This is a genomic window from Curtobacterium sp. PhB142 (genome assembly GCF_004341255.1).
Taxonomy (GTDB): Bacteria; Actinomycetota; Actinomycetes; order Actinomycetales; family Microbacteriaceae; genus Curtobacterium.
The window spans coordinates 79,731-96,283 of the sequence record NZ_SLUT01000004.1 but is presented as its reverse complement, the minus strand read 5'-3'; the positions used below and the strand labels follow the sequence as shown (position 1 = coordinate 96,283).

16 protein-coding genes are annotated in these 16,553 nt (G+C 72.6%); 10 read left to right on the top strand and 6 right to left on the bottom strand.

The features are described from left to right. Nucleotides 1–67: 67 nt before the first annotated feature. Complete coding sequence (locus EDF31_RS09175) at nucleotides 68–1,327, top strand: Nramp family divalent metal transporter (RefSeq protein ID WP_207895445.1); 1,260 nt, start codon at nucleotides 68–70, stop codon at nucleotides 1,325–1,327. Between the two features lie 18 nt (nucleotides 1,328–1,345). Here the strand turns inward: EDF31_RS09175 and EDF31_RS09170 are convergent, their stop codons facing one another. Continuing rightward, a complete protein-coding gene (locus EDF31_RS09170) occupies nucleotides 1,346–1,648 on the bottom strand; it encodes a DUF427 domain-containing protein (protein WP_111083501.1) in 303 nt (100 codons plus the stop codon). A gap of 67 nt (nucleotides 1,649–1,715) precedes the next feature. Further along, on the bottom strand, nucleotides 1,716–2,321 hold the full coding sequence (locus EDF31_RS09165) for a hypothetical protein (protein ID WP_243649955.1): 606 nt from the start codon (nucleotides 2,319–2,321) through the stop codon (nucleotides 1,716–1,718). Between the two features lie 97 nt (nucleotides 2,322–2,418). Here EDF31_RS09165 and EDF31_RS09160 point away from each other — a divergent pair, with 97 nt between their 5' ends. Then, nucleotides 2,419–3,051: a GNAT family protein gene (locus EDF31_RS09160; RefSeq protein ID WP_123339447.1), complete on the top strand. Its 633-nt coding sequence runs from the start codon at nucleotides 2,419–2,421 to the stop codon at nucleotides 3,049–3,051. Nucleotides 3,052–3,054: 3 nt separating this feature from the next. On the opposite strand, the gene EDF31_RS09155 is transcribed toward EDF31_RS09160, so the two are convergent. Continuing rightward, nucleotides 3,055–3,822, bottom strand: a complete 768-nt coding sequence (locus EDF31_RS09155; protein ID WP_131845926.1) for a carbonic anhydrase family protein — start codon at nucleotides 3,820–3,822, stop codon at nucleotides 3,055–3,057. Nucleotides 3,823–3,896: 74 nt separating this feature from the next. Here EDF31_RS09155 and EDF31_RS09150 point away from each other — a divergent pair, with 74 nt between their 5' ends. The 3 genes from EDF31_RS09150 to EDF31_RS09140 all read left to right on the top strand — a co-directional run bounded on the left by EDF31_RS09150 (nucleotide 3,897) and on the right by EDF31_RS09140 (nucleotide 5,453). Beyond that, nucleotides 3,897–4,379 (top strand): hypothetical protein, encoded by a 483-nt coding sequence (locus EDF31_RS09150; protein WP_123293092.1) that lies wholly within the window; start codon nucleotides 3,897–3,899, stop codon nucleotides 4,377–4,379. Nucleotides 4,380–4,510: 131 nt separating this feature from the next. Beyond that, nucleotides 4,511–5,083, top strand: coding sequence for a DUF1684 domain-containing protein (locus EDF31_RS09145; RefSeq protein WP_123293403.1), 573 nt, complete (start codon nucleotides 4,511–4,513; stop codon nucleotides 5,081–5,083). Between the two features lie 10 nt (nucleotides 5,084–5,093). Further along, the gene (locus EDF31_RS09140; RefSeq protein ID WP_165901018.1) at nucleotides 5,094–5,453 is read left to right on the top strand and encodes a GntR family transcriptional regulator; all 360 of its coding nucleotides are present in this window, start codon (nucleotides 5,094–5,096) and stop codon (nucleotides 5,451–5,453) included. A 115-nt stretch (nucleotides 5,454–5,568) separates the two neighbouring features. Here the strand turns inward: EDF31_RS09140 and EDF31_RS09135 are convergent, their stop codons facing one another. After that, entirely contained in the window at nucleotides 5,569–6,402 is an 834-nt protein-coding gene (locus EDF31_RS09135) for an endo alpha-1,4 polygalactosaminidase (protein WP_123936986.1), read from the bottom strand. A gap of 288 nt (nucleotides 6,403–6,690) precedes the next feature. Here EDF31_RS09135 and EDF31_RS09130 point away from each other — a divergent pair, with 288 nt between their 5' ends. Then, nucleotides 6,691–8,298, top strand: coding sequence for a DEAD/DEAH box helicase (locus EDF31_RS09130; RefSeq protein ID WP_131845925.1), 1,608 nt, complete (start codon nucleotides 6,691–6,693; stop codon nucleotides 8,296–8,298). Between the two features lie 143 nt (nucleotides 8,299–8,441). Next, nucleotides 8,442–8,651, top strand: coding sequence for a CsbD family protein (locus EDF31_RS09125; protein WP_111083508.1), 210 nt, complete (start codon nucleotides 8,442–8,444; stop codon nucleotides 8,649–8,651). 103 nt (nucleotides 8,652–8,754) lie between these two features. On the opposite strand, the gene EDF31_RS09120 is transcribed toward EDF31_RS09125, so the two are convergent. Beyond that, complete coding sequence (locus EDF31_RS09120; RefSeq protein WP_111083509.1) at nucleotides 8,755–9,297, bottom strand: NUDIX hydrolase family protein; 543 nt, start codon at nucleotides 9,295–9,297, stop codon at nucleotides 8,755–8,757. A gap of 73 nt (nucleotides 9,298–9,370) precedes the next feature. On the opposite strand from EDF31_RS09120, the gene EDF31_RS09115 reads away from it, so the two are divergent. Continuing rightward, the gene (locus tag EDF31_RS09115) at nucleotides 9,371–9,988 is read left to right on the top strand and encodes an alpha/beta hydrolase-fold protein (RefSeq protein WP_165901379.1); all 618 of its coding nucleotides are present in this window, start codon (nucleotides 9,371–9,373) and stop codon (nucleotides 9,986–9,988) included. A gap of 160 nt (nucleotides 9,989–10,148) precedes the next feature. On the opposite strand, the gene EDF31_RS09110 is transcribed toward EDF31_RS09115, so the two are convergent. Then, entirely contained in the window at nucleotides 10,149–10,796 is a 648-nt protein-coding gene (locus EDF31_RS09110) for a PadR family transcriptional regulator (protein ID WP_235035855.1), read from the bottom strand. Between the two features lie 170 nt (nucleotides 10,797–10,966). Between EDF31_RS09110 and EDF31_RS09105 the strand changes: the two genes are divergently transcribed. Continuing rightward, nucleotides 10,967–15,757, top strand: a complete 4,791-nt coding sequence (locus EDF31_RS09105) for a DEAD/DEAH box helicase (RefSeq protein WP_131845923.1) — start codon at nucleotides 10,967–10,969, stop codon at nucleotides 15,755–15,757. Beyond that, nucleotides 15,750–16,529 (top strand): DNA-formamidopyrimidine glycosylase family protein, encoded by a 780-nt coding sequence (locus EDF31_RS09100; protein ID WP_131845922.1) that lies wholly within the window; start codon nucleotides 15,750–15,752, stop codon nucleotides 16,527–16,529. Before EDF31_RS09105 ends, EDF31_RS09100 begins: the two co-directional genes overlap by 8 nt. Nucleotides 16,530–16,553: the final 24 nt, after the last annotated feature.

Sequence of the window (16,553 nt, the reverse complement as noted above, 5' to 3'; positions counted from 1 at the left end):
GCCAGCCGACAAAGGCACCGCGAAGAAAAAGATTCGGCGCGCCGAATTCCCTGGCATGCTGGGTCCCGTGACCGACACCGCCGCAGCCAGGACCACTGAGGAACCCACGGGTACCCCGAGGCGCCGCGCCGCCGGCCTCACCCTGCTCGGCCCGGCGTTCGTCGCGGCCATCGCCTACGTCGACCCCGGCAACGTGGCGGCCAACCTCACCGCCGGGGCGAAGTACGGCTACCTGCTCCTCTGGGTCCTGGTCGCCGCGAACGCGAGCGCGGTCGTCGTGCAGTACCTGTCCGCCAAGCTCGGCGTCGTCACGGGCAAGTCCCTGCCGGAGCACCTCGGCCTGCGGATGCGTCGCACCCCGAGGCTGCTGTTCTGGGGGCAGGCCGAGATCGTCGCGGCCGCGACCGACATCGCCGAGGTGATCGGCGGCGCGCTCGCCCTGCACCTGCTCTTCGGCCTGCCGCTCGTCGCCGGCGGGCTCATCACCGGCGTCGTCTCGATGCTGCTGCTGACCCTGCATAGCCGCCGCGGGACCCGCACCTTCGAAGCCGTCGTCACGGCGATGCTCGCGATCCTGACCGTCGGCTTCTGCGCCGGGCTGCTCTTCGCGCAGGTCTCCCCCGCCGAGCTCGTCAGCGGCCTGGTGCCGCGGTTCGAGGGCTCCGAGTCGGTGATGCTCGCGGCGTCGATGCTCGGCGCGACGGTCATGCCGCACGCGGTGTACCTGCACTCCGCGCTGGCCCGCGACCGGCACGGCGACGTCCCCGCCGGCCCCGAGCGCCGCCGCGTGCTCGTCGCGACCCGGTGGGACGTCGGTCTCGCGCTGGTGGTCGCCGGCGGCGTGAACATCTGCATGCTCGTCCTGGCCGCGGCGACCCTGCCCGGCGTCGCCGACACCGACTCGATCCCCGGTGCCCAGCGGGCGATCGCCGACCACGTCGGGCCCGTCGTCGGGGTGCTGTTCGCGGTGGGGTTGCTGGCGTCGGGGCTGGCCTCGACCTCGGTCGGCTGCATGGCCGGCGCCGAGATCATGAAGGGGCTGCTGCACGTCCGGATCCCGCTCGTGGCACGGCGCGTGATCACCCTGGTGCCGGCGATCGTGCTGCTCGCGATCGGTGCCGACGCGACGATGCTGCTGGTGGTGAGCCAGGTGGTGCTGAGCTTCGGGATCGCCTTCGCGATCGTCCCGTTGGTCGTCTACACGTCGCGCCGCAGCATCATGGGCACGGACGTGAACGCCGCGACCACCCGCGTGGTGGCGTGGGTGATCGCGGCGGTCATCGTGGCGCTCAACGTCGCGCTGATCGTGCTCACGGTGACGCAGTGAGCGCCGGGGCGCTGGTCGTCACTCGACGACCGTGACGTCCTTCCAGAACGCGACGTAGCCCGAGTAGTCCTTGCCGACGCGGTCGAACGACGACGGGATCGGCGTCGGGTAGGACCACGCGCGGTCCTGCAGCGCCTGTCCGTCCACGTTCACCGTGAAGTACTGGGTGTCGCCCTTCCACGGGCAGTGGTACTGGGTGGGGCTCTCGGTGAACAGCTCGGACTTCACGCTCGACGGCGGGAAGTACCAGTTGCCCTCGATCTTGATGAGGTCCTCTTCCGGGGCCTCCGCGATCACCGTGTCGCCGACGACTGCCTTCATGCGTTGCTCCTTCGCTCGCTGGTGCCGGACGGCCTGGACGGCGCTCCGGTCCCTGTCCGCCCGAACGCTACGCCCGGCCCCGCGATTCCCGCAGGACGACCAGTTCCGGTCCGACGGCGAGCGCCGCGTGCACCGGCTCGCGACCGAGGACGGCCGCGCTCTCGGAGGCCGTGACCAGGTGCTTCACCGCGCGCCGGAGCCCGGTGTACGCCGCGCAGGCCGCGGCGGCCTCCGGTGAGGTGTGGTCGATCCCGACCGCGGCGAGCGCGTCGACGACGGCGCCGGCGGCGAGCAGGTCCTCGACGGCGAAGTCGGGTGCGTCGGGCACGTCGACGGTCTCGCCCGCGGCCTCGGCCGCGTCGTCCAGCGCTCCGGGATGGTGCAGCCCGGCGGCGACGACCGCGACGACGCACCGGTCGCCACGATCGGCCTGGAGGCCCGTCACCCGTTCCGCGATCGCACTCGCGTTGCCGAGGTGGCCGAGCACGACCTCCGGACCGTCCGGCAGCTGGGCGGTCGCGTTCCGCAACGCGCGGCGCTGCGCCGCCGCGTCCGGCGAGCTCGGCAGGACGTCCGCCCAGACGACGAGGTGTGCGCCGTGGGCGATGCGTGCCGCACCACCGGTGCCCCACGCGAACCGGACCTGGTACTGCTCCTGGGTGCGTTCTGCCACGTCCGTCACGATAGCCGTCCGGGCGATGCTGTCCCTCTCCACAGGGTGGCCGTCCCGACAGGCTCCACCATGGTCGACGACCGTAGGATGCACTTCCATGGAGATCGCCCCCGCGCCCACCCTGACCGGCGACCGTGTGACGCTCGAGCCCCTCGCGCAGGAGCACGCGGAGGACCTGCGGGCAGCGGTGACGGACGGCGATCTGTGGCGCACCTGGTACACCTCGGTGCCCGCGCCGGCCCAGGTCGAGGACGAGATCGACCGGCGCCTCGCCGAGCACGAGGCCGGCCGCATGGTGCCCTTCGCGGTGCGTGACCGTCCGACCGGCCGCGTGGTGGGCTCGACGACCTTCATGAACATCGACGCGGGCAACCGGCACGTCGAGATCGGCAGCACGTTCCTGGCGAAGTCGGCGCAGCGATCGGGCATCAACACCGAGGCGAAGCTGCTGATGCTGTCCCACGCGTTCGAGGCCTGGCAGTGCATCGCGGTGGAGTTCCGCACGCACTGGCACAACCACCAGTCCCGCGCCGCGATCGCCGGTCTGGGCGCGAAGCAGGACGGCGTGCTGCGGAACCACTCGATCGGTCGCGACGGCACGCTCCGCGACACCGTGGTGTTCTCGATCATCGCCTCGGAGTGGCCGGCGGTCCGGCTGTCCCTGGCCGAGCGGCTCCGGCGGCACGACCGCGCCGAGGGGTCGCGCCGCCGGTCCGCCCGGCACGCCTGACCGTCAGAGCGTGTGACGGACCGTCCGGTCGCCGAGCGGCTGGATCGGACGCGCGTTCTCGACGTGCGCTGCCTCGAGGTCGGCGAGCTGGTCGGCGCCGAGCTCGATCGGGTCCTCGAGCACGATCCACCGCACCCCCTCGGTGCACGGCGGCGTGGTGAGCGACCCCTCGTAGGTCGCGAAGGAGCGCGACGCGGGCAGCATCGCCTCGACGTCCACCGTGCTCTCCCGGCCGGCACCCGCCGTCGCCCCGGCGAGGTAGCTCTCGTAGGCGGGGTTGTGCGCGCCCCGCTCGGCGAGGACCCCGACGACGGTCAGGGCCCCGCGGTCGTCGGCGTGCACGAAGTGGAACTCCGCGTCGGCCGGATCGCCGTCGACGGTGTGCTCCGAGCCCGCGTGGAAGTGCATCTGCACCAGGTCGAGGTCCGCGCCGGCGATGGTCGTCGAGGCACCGTCGCCGGCGGTGAACTGCACGGTGTGCCCGTTGTCCGCCGTCAGACCCCGGACGGCGCCCGAGCCCACGAGGTCGAGGTCGGCGCCACCGCGGGCGGCCGGGAGGTCGATCGGGGACTGCTGGTCGCCGGTGCCGCACGTGCCGTACTCGTCGGTGAGACCACCCCAGTGCTGCGGGGCGCCTGCTCCCTCGTACGACCACGACGTGCCGGCGTCGTGCGCGTCGGCCTCGGGAGGCGTTCCGGCCGCGCACCCGGCGAGGACGAGGAGGACGGCGGGGGTGGCGAGCAGGGGGAGGCGGGGGTGAGTGGATCGCATGCTGTACACACTCACATACTCGTATTTCACATTTGCCGAGAGCGGTCGTCGGCCCCGAGCGTAGGGTCCTGGGCATGCACGTCGGTATCCGGATCGTCCTCGATGCGCCGGTCGACGCCGTGCGCGACGCCCTGCTGTCCCCGTCCGTGATGGTCGCGGTGACGAAGCCGTTCCTGGTGTACCGCTCGCGCAGCCCCGAGGGGTTCCCGGAGCGGTGGGAACCGGGGCACCCGCACCCGATCACCGCGAGTGCGTTCGGCCTCGTGCCGAGCGGCGACACGCACGTCGACCTCGACCTGTACGAGATCGACGGCGTCCCCGTGCAGCGTGACAACGGCGGCGGTACGAGCGGGCTGTTCGGCCGCATGACGATGCGCCACCGGATGGCGGTCGTGCCGGCTCCTGGCGACCGGACGCTGCTCATCGACCGCCTGACCTACCGGATGCGGCCGTGGCCCCTCGGCGCACTGCTGTGGCCGGGGATGTGGGTCATCTGGCAGTGGCGGGCGTACCGGATGCGTGCGCTCGCGCCCACCTGGCGGACGGATGCTGCCTGAGCGAGGCGAGTCGGGCCTCCCGTCCACCGCGGAGCGGGCGTAGCCTCGACCACGTGAGCCAGACGCGCCCCCAGGAGCCGACGACCGACGACCGTGTGCGCAGCACGCTGGCGACCGTGGACTGGCGGCGCATGACGTTCGACCTGTACCGCCGTGTCCGCGCGACGCCCGATCCCCAGACGGCGCACGCGCTGTGGCGGGAGACCCGCGACGCGATGTTCGCGGAGCACCCCGCGTCGCCGCTCCTGGACGAGGACGCCCGCGACTTCGAGTCGCTGCCCGTGCCGGACTACGACCCCGCCTGGCGGTTCCAGGTGCGCATCGAACCCGCCGAGCCCGCCGAGTTCGACTACGAGACCGGCACCGACGGCACCGTGCACTTCGACCGCCTCGGCGTCGTGACGGTCCCGGGCGTCGGCACGCTCGACGTCTGGTCGCACGGCGGCTACGCGGGCGGGCTGTTCGTCCCCGTGAAGGACTCCAGCGCCGGCAAGGCCCGCGGCACGTACGGCGGCGGACGCTACCTGCTCGACACGATCAAGGGCTCGGACCTGGGCGGCGACGACGCCGACTCGCTCGTGCTGGACTTCAACTTCGCGTACAACCCGTCGTGCGCGTACGACCCGGCGTGGGCGTGCCCGCTCGCGCCTCCCGGCAACACCGTGCCGGTGCCGATCCCGGTCGGCGAGCAGTACGACTTCTAGGGTGGAACGCATGGCAGGACTGGTCGCACTCGACGCCGGCGGACGCGTGCCGCCCTTCGAGCAGGTCCGCTCGCAGATCGCGGCACAGATCGGCGCGGGGTACCTCGTCGACGGCGAACGGCTGCCGAGCGTGCGGGGGCTGGCCGACGAGCTCGGGCTGGCGGCCGGCACGGTCGCGAAGGCCTACCAACTGCTCGAGGAGGCCGGGCTCGTGCACACCGCGCGTGGTGCCGGCACCCGGGTGGTGCGGCCGGCCGAGGTGCCCGACGCCGTGGCTGATGCGGCACGTGCGCTCGCAGCCGCTGCCCGCGCGGCGGGACTGTCCGCGGACCAGGCGGCAACGGCGCTCAAGGACGCCTGGCCCGCGTAGGCACCGGGGCTCTGGGGCGTACCTGGTGCTTCCGGGCGTACCTGGTCGGAAGTTCCGGCCCGGTACGCCCGATTCGACTTTCCATCGCGGGCGTTCTGGGAAGGAACCCGCGCGCTCAGCAGTGCTCGAAGACGTAGGCGTCGTCGGTCGGTGTCACCAGGTCGCGGTCGCGCAGGATCGTCATCGCCGGGCGGCTCTTCAGCTTGCAGACCGAGCCCCACGAGCGCTCGAGGGTGTCCGCGTACTCGATGTCGATGACCCGCTTGCCGTAGGCCTTCGTGTACGCCGAGCACTCCCGGTACTGCACGCACTCCTCGGCGACGACGAAGTCGAACCCGGTCTGCTTCCGGCCGGAGGCCCCGAGCTGCGGCGTGTTCTTCTGCCCGACGGCCAGGCCGTGGCGGTGCCCGGTGTCGACGAGTGACTTCGCCAGCGCGAGGTTGCCGGCGCGCGTGAGCCGCTTCCCGCTCCGGGTCCACGAGTCGAGGTTGTCGAACTCGACCGCGTCGAACCCGCGGTCGCCGCAGCGGGCGATGGACTTCGCGAGCACCTTCGTGATGAGCGCGCGCTTCGCTGCCGTCCGGGTGTCGAGGAGCATCTCGTCCGGCCAACCCGGGTCGGACACCGGCTTGCCGGCCCGGTCGCGCAGGATCGCCGACGGGTACGACCCCGTCCACGTGCGGGCGGACTCGGGCTGCGTCTGGAACCCGTTGACGTAGCAGATGTCGTACTTGCCCGTCGCAGGCTTCGCAGTGCTGTCCCGCTCGACGATCGTCACGCCGGACGGCGGCGTGTAGGAGCCGCCGAGCTGGTAGTCCGGGCGCCCCGAGGTCGGCAGGTTGCGGTAGCTCGCCGCAGCGCTGGTCGGAGCAGCTTCGGCGCAGCCGGCCGTGCCGAGGACGGCCACCAGGGCCATCGCGGTGGTGATCAGGACGGTTCGCGTGCGCACCCGGGAATCCTCGCATGCGCACGGCGAACGGACCGGTCCTGGGTTCTGCGGGGTCGACACGCTATGCTGGTGGTACTCGAGACGCCGATCGTCTCGTGCGTCGTACGGACGCCCCGAACTCCCGACCACGTTCCGCTGATCCTCTGGTCGATGATCGAGCACCTCCCGAAGGTGCCCAGGCTTCTCTGCTGCGGCGACTGCGCCAGCCACCTCTGTTGGCGCGCATCCCGCCCGCGCGCTGCCTCAGAGCGCGCCCACAGCCGGTCTCATCCGGCTCGAAAGGTCACCATGACCACCAATGACCTCCGTTTCTCCGACCTGGGCGTCCCCGCGCCGATGGTCGCCGTCCTCGCCGACCAGGGCAAGGAGACCGCGTTCCCGATCCAGGAGGACACGCTCCCCGACTCCCTGCAGGGCAAGGACGTCCTCGGCCGTGGCCGCACCGGCTCCGGCAAGACGATCGCTTTCGCGATCCCGCTCGTCGCCCGTCTCGCCGCCAGTGGCCGCAAGCGCCGCGCCGGCCGCCCCCGCGCCCTGGTGCTCGCCCCGACCCGTGAGCTCGCGACCCAGATCGACGTCGCCCTCGCCCCGCTCGCCAAGGCCATGGGCCTGAACACCACGACCATCTTCGGTGGCGTCGGACAGGGCCGTCAGGTCGACGCCCTGCGCGGCGGCGTGGACGTCGTCGTGGCCTGCCCGGGTCGCCTCGCCGACCTCATGCAGCAGGGCCACGTCAACCTCGGTGACATCGAGGTGACCGTCCTCGACGAGGCCGACCACATGGCCGACATGGGCTTCCTGCCCGGCGTGACCAAGATCATGCAGGCCACGCCCGAGCAGGGGCAGCGTCTGCTGTTCTCCGCCACGCTCGACAACGGCGTGGACAAGCTCGTCAAGAAGTTCCTGCACAACCCGGTGATGCACTCCGTCGACGAGGCAAACAGCCCCGTCGAGGCGATGACCCACCACCTGTTCGAGGTCGCCGACGCCGACGCGAAGAAGCACCTCGTGAGCACCCTCGCCTCGGGCAACGGTCGCCGCATCCTCTTCATGCGCACCAAGCACCACGCCAAGCGCCTCGCCAAGCAGCTCAGCAGCCAGGGGATCCCGGCCGTCGACCTGCAGGGCAACCTGTCGCAGGGCGCCCGTGAGCGGAACCTGGCGAAGTTCTCGTCCGGCGAGGCCCTCGTCCTCGTCGCCACCGACGTCGCCGCCCGTGGTGTGCACGTCGACAACGTCGAGCTCGTCGTGCACGTCGACCCGCCCACCGAGCACAAGGCGTACCTGCACCGCTCGGGCCGCACCGCCCGTGCCGGTTCGTCCGGTGACGTCGTCACGGTGACGATGCCCGCCGAGCGTCGCGACGTCGCGCAGATGATGCGTGCCGCCGCGATCAAGGTCACCCCGCAGCAGGTCACCGCGACCTCCCCGGCGGTCACCACGCTCGTCGGCGAGATCGCCCCGATCCGCCACGTCGCCGAGGACCAGCCCGCGCAGCAGCAGCGTCAGCCGAAGCAGCGCTCCGCCGATTCCGCGGGTGACCGTGGTCGTCGTGGTCGCGGCGGCCGTCCGGGAGGCTCGGGTCAGCCCGCGCGTGCCGGCTCGGCTTCCGAGTCCGCCGGTTCGGCCGGGGGCCGTCAGGGCCGTCCGGCTCGCGGCGCACGTTCCGAGGGCACCGGGCGCTCCGCCGCCGCGGGCGCGGGCTCGACGGGTGGTCGCCGTACCGGCGGCAGCCGTCGCGCCGGCAGCGACACCGTGCGCGGTGGGTCCTCTGCCGTCTGGTCCTCGGACGGTGGCTACGCCGCGGGCCGTGGAGCCGGCCAGGAGTCGGGCGGGGGCCGTCGTGGCTCGTCGCGCCGCGCCTCCCGTCCGGCCGGCGCTGCCGACCGCCACTGACCTGTCGACCCGGCCCGCGCTGACCAGCGGGGGACAACCTTGGGGGCGCCTGCGAAGCGGACGCCCCCGAGGCGTAGGTTCTCCTTCACCGGATGCCGCGCAAGCGGCTGGCGGGGAAACGTCCGCTGTTGGAAGGAGTGCCTATGGCTGGGATCGAAGACATCAAGAACGCCGCTGAGAAGGCGGCAGGCAAGGTCAAGGAGGCCGTCGGGAACGCGACGGACAACGACCACCTCAAGGCTGAGGGCAAGACCGATCAGGTCAAGGCCGACACCAAGCAGGCGGGTACGAACGTCAAGGACGCCGCTTCCGGCGTCGCCGACAGCCTCAAGAGCGACCGCGACACGAAGTAACAAGCCGGTCAAGCACCGCGCTGCGAAGCCTCCGGATCCGATCGGATCCGGGGGCTTCGTCGTGTTCGGGGGGCTCCGTCGTGTTCGGGAACCGAGCCGGTCGCTACATGAGCGCGCCGACCGACGCGAGGCCCGCGCGCAGCAGGGCGCCGCGGCCACCCTCCATGTCGTCGGCGACGCCGTCGGACGCGGCTTCCATCGGGGTCATCCAGGTGAGCTCGAGGGCGTCCTGCCGGGGCTCGCACGTGCCGGTGACCGGGACGACGTAGGCCAGCGAGATCGCGTGCTGCCGCTCGTCGGTGTAGACGGACGCGCCGGGGAGCGGGAAGTACTCGGCCACGGTGAACGGCGTCGGGCTCGACGGCAGCTGCGGGAACGCCATCGGGCCGAGGTCCTTCTCGAGGTGACGGAAGAGGGCCGTGCGGATGGACTCGCCGAACATCACGCGACCGGACACCAGGGTGCGGACGATCGAGCCGCTCGGGGCCACACGCAGCAGCACTCCGACCTCGGTCACGACGCCGAGCCCGTCGGTACGGACGGGGATCGCCTCGACGTAGCAGATGGGGAGTCGACGACGCGCGTTGGCGAGTTCCTCGTCGGACAGCCAGCCGGAGTCGGGGTCGGGGGTTTGCAACGAGGCCATGCACCGTGTCTACCAGGGACGGCGTCGAGTTCGGCGGAAGGCGCGGGACTTGGGGATGGTTAGCGTTGTCCACATGATCGATGCAGACCTGGTGCAGTGGACCCGTCCCGCGGAGGAACGCGCAGGGACACCGCTGCTCGTGACCATGCACGGGGTGGGGTCGAACGAACGCGACCTGCTCGGACTCGCCCCCGCGCTGCCGGCGGCCTGGACGATGGCGTCACTGCGGGCGCCGATGCCGTGGGGCCAGGGGTTCAGCTGGTACCCGCTCGAGACGCCGGGCTCCCCCGCGCTCGAGCCCGTCGACGCCGCCGTCGCCGAGGTGCTCGCGTGGGTCGACTCCGTCGCCGCCGACCACCCGCGGATCGGACTCCTCGGGTTCTCGCAGGGCGGGTCGATGGCGCTGCAGCTGCTGCGCGCACGGCCCGCGGCGTTCGCGTTCGCGGTGTCGCTGTCCGGGTTCGTCGTGCCGGGGGTGACGGATGGGCGGGACGAGACCGTCGCCGCCGTCCGGCCGCGGGTGTTCCTCGGGCACGGCGACCTCGACCCGGTGATCCCGGCGGAGGCCACCGCGCGGACGCAGGCGTGGGCGGCGGCGAACACCACCGTGACGGACCGGGCGTACGAGGGGCTGCCGCACGCGGTGTCGGCGGCGGAGCTGTCGGACGTCGCGGCGTTCATCGGGGTGTAGGCGCGGGGCGCGCTTGGTGCGACGCGCAGCCCGCTTGGTGAGCAGAAATGGTCGGGTCCGACGTGCGGACTCGACCTTTTCTGCTCACGATGCGCGGGGGTCAGCCCCGGCGACGACGGACGGGAGGCACGGTGCCAGCTGGCACCGTGCCTCCTATCCGTCAGTCGGCGAGGATCTGCAGCAGGTCCTTGCGGAGCTGGTCGACCTTGGCGGTGGCGGCCTTGGCCTGGTCCTCCGTCGCGGTCGTCCGGTACATCTGCAGGACGCCCATGGTCTTCCGGAGCGCCTCGAAGAACTCGCGCTGCGCGTCCGGGATCCCGGGGGCCGCGTCGAGTGCCGCGGCGATCTCGTCGGCCTTCGCCTCGGCCTCGGCCTTGCCGGCGTCGGTGAGCTCGAAGAGCGTCTTGCGGCCGTCGCCCGACGAGACCACGAGGTCTTCGTCGACGAGCTGCTGGAGCGTCGGGTAGACCGAGCCGGGGCTCGGCTTCCAGGCGCCGCCGGTGCGCTCGGCGATGGTCTTGATCACGGCGTATCCGTTCTGCGGCCCCTCGGCCAGCAGGCCGAGGATCGCGAGGCGGACGTCACCGCGGCGGCGGCGTTCGCGACCGAAGCCGGGTCCGCCGAAGCCACCGAAGCCGGGGCCGAAGCCCATGCCCGGCCCGAAGCCCGGGCCGAAGCCGCGGCCGCCTCGGCCGCCGTGCTCGTGGTCACCGCGGTCGCGGCCGGGGAAGCCGGCGCCGTGGTGCTGCCGCGCGCCGCCGAAACGGGGGCCGCGCGGGTGGTGGTTGCTGTCGTTGTCGTTGTGCATGGGGCGCATGGTGCGTCCTTCCTTGTTGCTGAGTCGGCTCGCGATCGGTCTGACTGGTTTCGTCTTCGTCGTATCGCGATGTGTTTACGATAGATCGCTAACTATCGTCTTGTCAAGGGGTACTCCCCGCTCGGCCTGCTGTCGGTGGTGGCGGGCAGGATGGGCGGACCATGACGGACGTCTTCGAGCGCTTCTCCCCCGCGACCGCGGAGTGGTTCCGAGGTGCGTTCGACGCCCCCACTCCGGCACAGGCGGGCGCGTGGGACGCCATCTCGACGGGGCAGCACGCACTCGTCATCGCGCCGACCGGTTCCGGCAAGACCCTGGCCTCGTTCCTGTGGTCGATCGACCGGCTCATCAGCGCGACCGACCGGCCCCCGGCCAAGCAGCGCACGCGGGTCCTGTACGTCTCGCCGCTCAAGGCCCTCGGCGTCGACGTCGAGCGGAACCTGCGCAGCCCGCTCGTCGGCATCACGCAGACGGCCCGGCGGCTCGGCACCGAACCACCAGAGGTCACCGTCGGGGTGCGCAGTGGCGACACCCCGTCGTCGGACCGGCAGAAGCTGCTCCGCCAGCCGCCCGACATCCTCATCACCACGCCCGAGTCCCTGTACCTCATGCTCACCTCGCAGGCGCGCGAGACCCTGGTGAACGTCGACACCGTCATCGTGGACGAGGTGCACGCGGTCGCCTCGACCAAGCGCGGGGCGCACCTGGCCGTCTCGCTCGAGCGGCTCGACGACCTGCTCGACAAGCCGGTGCAGCGCATCGGGTTGTCCGCCACGGTCCGGCCGCCGGAAGAGGTCGCTCGGTTCCTCGGCGGCCGTGCGCCGGTGACGATCATCGCCCCGCCGGCGCAGAAGACCTTCGACCTGCGGGTCGTCGTGCCGGTCGACGACATGACCGAGCTCGGTGCTCCGCCGGTCGGTGCGGACGCGTCCGACGCGCCCTCGAACGGCTCGATCTGGCCGCACGTCGAAGAGCGCGTGGTCGACCTCATCGAGGAGCACCGGTCGACGATCGTGTTCGCGAACTCGCGGCGCCTGGCCGAGCGACTCACCGCGCGGCTGAACGAGATCCACGAAGAGCGCGTCCTCGCTGCGGCGGCTCCGGCTTCGGCCGCGATGGGCGATGCGCTGGTGCCGGCGGGTGTCTCGCCGGCCGACGACGGGCTGCCGGTGGCGCGGGGTCGCCCGCAGTCGCCCGCGCGGACCTCGGCGCACGCGGTCGCACCCCAGGGCATGAAGCGGCCGCCGGCGCAGATGATCGGCGCGTCCGGGCAGACCGGTGGCGGCGGCTCCGACACTGCAGTGCCCGTGCTCGCCCGCGCCCACCACGGCTCGGTGTCGAAGGACCAGCGCGCCATCATCGAGGACGACCTGAAGTCCGGTCGGCTGCGGTGCGTCGTCGCGACGAGTTCGCTCGAACTCGGGATCGACATGGGCGAGGTCGACCTCGTCGTCCAGGTCGAGGCGCCACCCTCGGTCGCGAGCGGCCTGCAGCGCGTCGGGCGTGCCGGGCACCAGGTGGGCGAGATCTCGCGCGGGGTGCTGTTCCCGAAGCACCGCGCCGACCTCGTCAACAGTGCGGTCACGGTCGAACGGATGGTCTCGGGGCAGATCGAGTCGATCTCGGTGCCGGCGAACCCCCTCGACGTGCTGGCGCAGCACACCGTCGCCGCGGGAGCGATCGACACCGTCGACGTCGAGCACTGGTTCGACCTGGTCCGGCGGAGCGCTCCGTTCAGCGGGCTGCCCCGCTCGGCGTTCGACGCCACGCTCGACCTGATCACCGGGCGGTACCCGAGCGACGAGTTCGCCGAACTCCGCCCGCGGCTGGTGTGGGACCGCGTGCACGGCACCCTGACCGGACGCCCCGGCGCCCAGCGGCTCGCGGTGACGAGCGGCGGCACGATCCCGGACCGCGGCATGTTCGGCGTGTTCATGGTCGGCGAGAAGGCCTCCCGGGTCGGCGAGCTCGACGAGGAGATGGTCTACGAGTCCCGCGTCGGCGACGTCTTCGCCCTCGGAGCCACGAGCTGGCGGATCGAGGAGATCACCCACGACCGGGTCATCGTGAGCCCGGCGTTCGGACAGCCCGGTCGGGTGCCGTTCTGGAAGGGCGACGGCATCGGCCGCCCCGCCGAACTCGGTCGCGCGACGGGGGCGTTCGTGCGCGAGGTCGAGGGCGCCTCGGACGACGACGCCCGCGCCCGGGTCGCCGCCGGCGGCCTCGACGAGCGTGCTGTCACGAACCTGCTGACCTTCCTGCGCGACCAGCGGGCGGCCACCGGCCACGTGCCGAACGACACGACGCTCGTGGTCGAACGCTTCCGCGACGAACTCGGCGACTGGCGGCTCATCCTGCACTCGCCGTACGGCATGCAGGTGCACGCGCCGTGGGCCCTGGCGGTCGCGGCGCGGCTGCGTGAACGCCACGGCATCGACGGCGACGCGATGGCCGCTGACGACGGCATCGTGGTGCGCATCCCCGAGACCGACGCCGAACCGCCGGGTGCCGACCTGTTCGTGTTCGAGCGCGACGACCTCGAGGCGCTCGTCACGGACGAGGTCGGTGGCTCGGCGCTGTTCGCCGCGCGGTTCCGCGAGTGTGCGGCGCGCGCCCTGCTGCTGCCCCGTCGGAACCCCGGGCAGCGTTCGCCCCTGTGGCAGCAGCGGCAACGGGCCTCGCAGCTGCTCGAGGTGGCCCGGAAGTACCCGTCGTTCCCGATCGTGCTCGAGACCGTGCGCGAAGTGCTGCAGGACGTCTACGACGTGCCCGCCCTGCTCGGCATCGCTGACGAGATCGCCGGCCGCCGCATCCGCCTGGTCGAGACCGAGACCGAGACGCCGTCCCCGTTCGCACGGTCGATCCTGTTCGGGTACGTCGCCGCGTTCATGTACGAGGGCGACTCCCCGCTCGCCGAGCGCCGGGCCGCGGCACTGTCGCTCGACTCGACCCTGCTCGGCGAGCTGCTCGGTCGTGCCGAACTGCGGGAGCTGCTCGACCCGGCGGTCATCGCCTCGGTGGAACAGGACCTGCAGCGGCTGTCGCCGGACCGCCGGGCACGCGACGCCGAGGGGCTGGTCGACGTGCTGCGGCTCGTCGGCGCGCTCGACCTCGACGAAGCCGTCGACCGGAGCTGGCTGGCGGCGTCGGACGACCGCTCCGCCGCTGCGACCGAGGTGCAGACCGTGCTCACCGCGCTCGAGCGCGACCGCCGTGTCCTGTCGTTCTCACACGCCGGGTCCACCCGCTGGGCCGTCATCGAGGACGCCTCGCGCCTGCGTGACGCCCTCGGGGTCCCGCTGCCGATCGGCGTGCCGACCGCGTTCGTCGAACCCGTCGCCGACCCGCTCGGTGACCTGGTCGGCCGCTACGCCCGGTCGCACGGGCCGTTCTCGGCGCAGGAGGCCGCGGGTCGCCTCGGCCTCGGGGTCGCCGTCGTGCAGGACACCCTGCGCCGTCTGGTCGCCGACCGGCGTGTGGTCGAGGGCGAGTTCCGCCCGGATCGGCAGGGCGCCGAGTGGTGCGACGCCGAGGTCCTGCGCCGGATCCGCACGAAGTCCCTCGCCGCGCTCCGCCACGAGGTCGAGCCGGTGTCGCCGGACACGCTCGCGCGCTTCCTGCCCGCCTGGCAGCACGTGCAGACCCCTGGCACCCGCGGCGGTCTGCGCGGGGTCGACGGGGTCCTGCAGGTGATCGACCAGCTCGCCGGCGTCGCCCTGCCCGCCAGCGCTTGGGAGACCCTGGTGCTGCCCGCGCGGGTGACCGACTACTCCACGAACATGCTCGACGAGCTCACCGCCACCGGCGAGGTCCTGTGGTCCGGCGGCGGGACCCTGCCCGGCAACGACGGGTGGGTGCGCCTGCACCTCGCCGAGACGGCGTCGACGACGCTCGCCGAGCCCTCCGGCGACGAGACCACCGAGCTGCAGCGCGACGTGCTCGGTGCCCTGGCCGGCGGCGGCGCGTACTTCTTCCGCCAGCTCGGGCAGGCCGTCGGCAGCACCGACGACCCGGCCCTGACGGCGGCGCTGTGGGACCTCGTCTGGGCCGGGCAGATCACGAACGACACGTTCGCTCCGCTGCGCTCGATGCTCGGCGGCAAGGCGAAGAGCAGCAGCACCCCGCGGGCTCGTGCGTACCGCGGGCGCCGCCGTCCGACGATGCCGACGCAGTCCGGTCCGCCGACCGTCGGTGGCCGCTGGTCCCTGCTCCCCCTGGCCGAGTCCGACTCGACCGTACGGGCCGCCGCGACCGCCGAACAGCTGCTCGAGCGCTACGGCGTCGTCACCCGCGGGGCCGTCCAGGTCGAGGGGGTCCGAGGTGGGTTCGCGGGCGTGTACCGGGTGCTCTCGCGGTTCGAGGAGTCCGGGCGGGCGCGCCGCGGCTACTTCATCGAGGGCCTCGGGGCCGCACAGTTCGCCACGGGTCCGACCATCGACCGGCTGCGGACCTACGCCCGTGACCTCGACGACGACGAGCGCGTCGACCCGGACCGGAAGCGCGAGGCACTGACCCTGGCTGCGACCGACCCCGCGAACCCGTACGGCGCATCGCTGCCTTGGCCGTCCGACGACCGCGCGGCGGCCGACACGGACGTCACGGGCGCCGACGTCGCTGCTGTCGCTGCGGCTGCGCAGAAGGCCCCGGCACCGGCCACCACCGGCGCACGCGGCCACCGGCCCGGGCGCAAGGCCGGAGCACTCGTCACCACCGTCGACGGCCGGCTCGCGGTGTACGTCGAGCGCGGCGGCAAGTCGGTGTTGACCTTCACCGACGACCCCGCCGAGCTGGCCGTCGCAGCGGCGTCGATCGCGGGCATCGTGCGCACCGGACTGCGGAAGCTCGCGGTCGAGCGCGTCGACGGCGAGTTCGTGCTCGGCACCCCGCTCGGCACCGCGCTGGGCGACGCCGGGTTCACCGCCACCCCGCAGGGACTCCGGCTCCGTGCCTGAGGGCGACACCGTCTACCGGGCAGCCCACCGGCTGCACACGGCGCTCGCGGGCAAGGTCCTGACCCGGAGCGACTTCCGGGTGCCCGCGTTCGCGACCGTCGACCTGGTCGGCCGCACCGTCGACGAGGTCGTGCCCCGTGGCAAGCACCTGCTGCACCGGATCGGGGACCTGACCGTGCACTCGCATCTGAAGATGGAGGGGCGGTGGGACGTCTACGCCCCCGGCGAGCGCTGGCGACGCCCGGCGCACCAGGCACGCGCGATCCTCGACACCGAGGACGTCTCGACCGTCGGGTTCACGCTCGGGGTGCTCGAGGTGATCCCCCGCGACCAGGAGTCCGAGGTCGTCGGACACCTCGGCCCGGACCTGCTCGGGCCCGACTGGGACGCCGACCTGGCGCTCGAGAACCTGACGCGGGATCCTGCACGGCCGGTCGGACTGGCGCTGCTCGACCAGCGCGTGCTCGCCGGCCTCGGCAACGTCTACCGCAACGAGCTCTGCTTCCTGCGCGGAGTCCTGCCGACCCGCCCGGTGGCCGAGGTGCACGACGCCGGCCGGACGATCTCCCTGGCGAGCCGGCTCATCCTGGCGAACCGCGACCGCAGCCACCGGGTGACGACGGGGATCGACCGCCCGGGGCGTCGGTTCTGGGTCTACGGACGCGCGGGCAAGCCGTGCCTGCGGTGCGGCACCCGGATCCGGCGAGGAGACCTCGGTGACTCGGAGCTCACCCTGCGGGACACCTACTGGTGCACGCGCTGCCAGACCTGAGCCGCGGGCGCAGCGACGAGCACC

Excerpts from the sequence above, each read along its gene's own strand:
- EDF31_RS09170 (WP_111083501.1), bottom strand. The coding sequence starts at position 1,648 with ATGAAGGCAGTCGTCGGCGACACGGTGATCGCGGAGGCCCCGGAAGAG.
- EDF31_RS09160 (WP_123339447.1), top strand. The coding sequence starts at position 2,419 with ATGGAGATCGCCCCCGCGCCCACCCTGACCGGCGACCGTGTGACGCTC.
- EDF31_RS09155 (WP_131845926.1), bottom strand. The coding sequence starts at position 3,822 with ATGCGATCCACTCACCCCCGCCTCCCCCTGCTCGCCACCCCCGCCGTC.
- EDF31_RS09150 (WP_123293092.1), top strand. The coding sequence starts at position 3,897 with ATGCACGTCGGTATCCGGATCGTCCTCGATGCGCCGGTCGACGCCGTG.
- EDF31_RS09145 (WP_123293403.1), top strand. The coding sequence starts at position 4,511 with ATGACGTTCGACCTGTACCGCCGTGTCCGCGCGACGCCCGATCCCCAG.
- EDF31_RS09140 (WP_165901018.1), top strand. The coding sequence starts at position 5,094 with ATGGCAGGACTGGTCGCACTCGACGCCGGCGGACGCGTGCCGCCCTTC.
- EDF31_RS09130 (WP_131845925.1), top strand. The coding sequence starts at position 6,691 with ATGACCACCAATGACCTCCGTTTCTCCGACCTGGGCGTCCCCGCGCCG.
- EDF31_RS09125 (WP_111083508.1), top strand. The coding sequence starts at position 8,442 with ATGGCTGGGATCGAAGACATCAAGAACGCCGCTGAGAAGGCGGCAGGC.
- EDF31_RS09120 (WP_111083509.1), bottom strand. The coding sequence starts at position 9,297 with ATGGCCTCGTTGCAAACCCCCGACCCCGACTCCGGCTGGCTGTCCGAC.
- EDF31_RS09115 (WP_165901379.1), top strand. The coding sequence starts at position 9,371 with ATGATCGATGCAGACCTGGTGCAGTGGACCCGTCCCGCGGAGGAACGC.
- EDF31_RS09110 (WP_235035855.1), bottom strand. The coding sequence starts at position 10,796 with ATGCACAACGACAACGACAGCAACCACCACCCGCGCGGCCCCCGTTTC.
- EDF31_RS09105 (WP_131845923.1), top strand. The coding sequence starts at position 10,967 with ATGACGGACGTCTTCGAGCGCTTCTCCCCCGCGACCGCGGAGTGGTTC.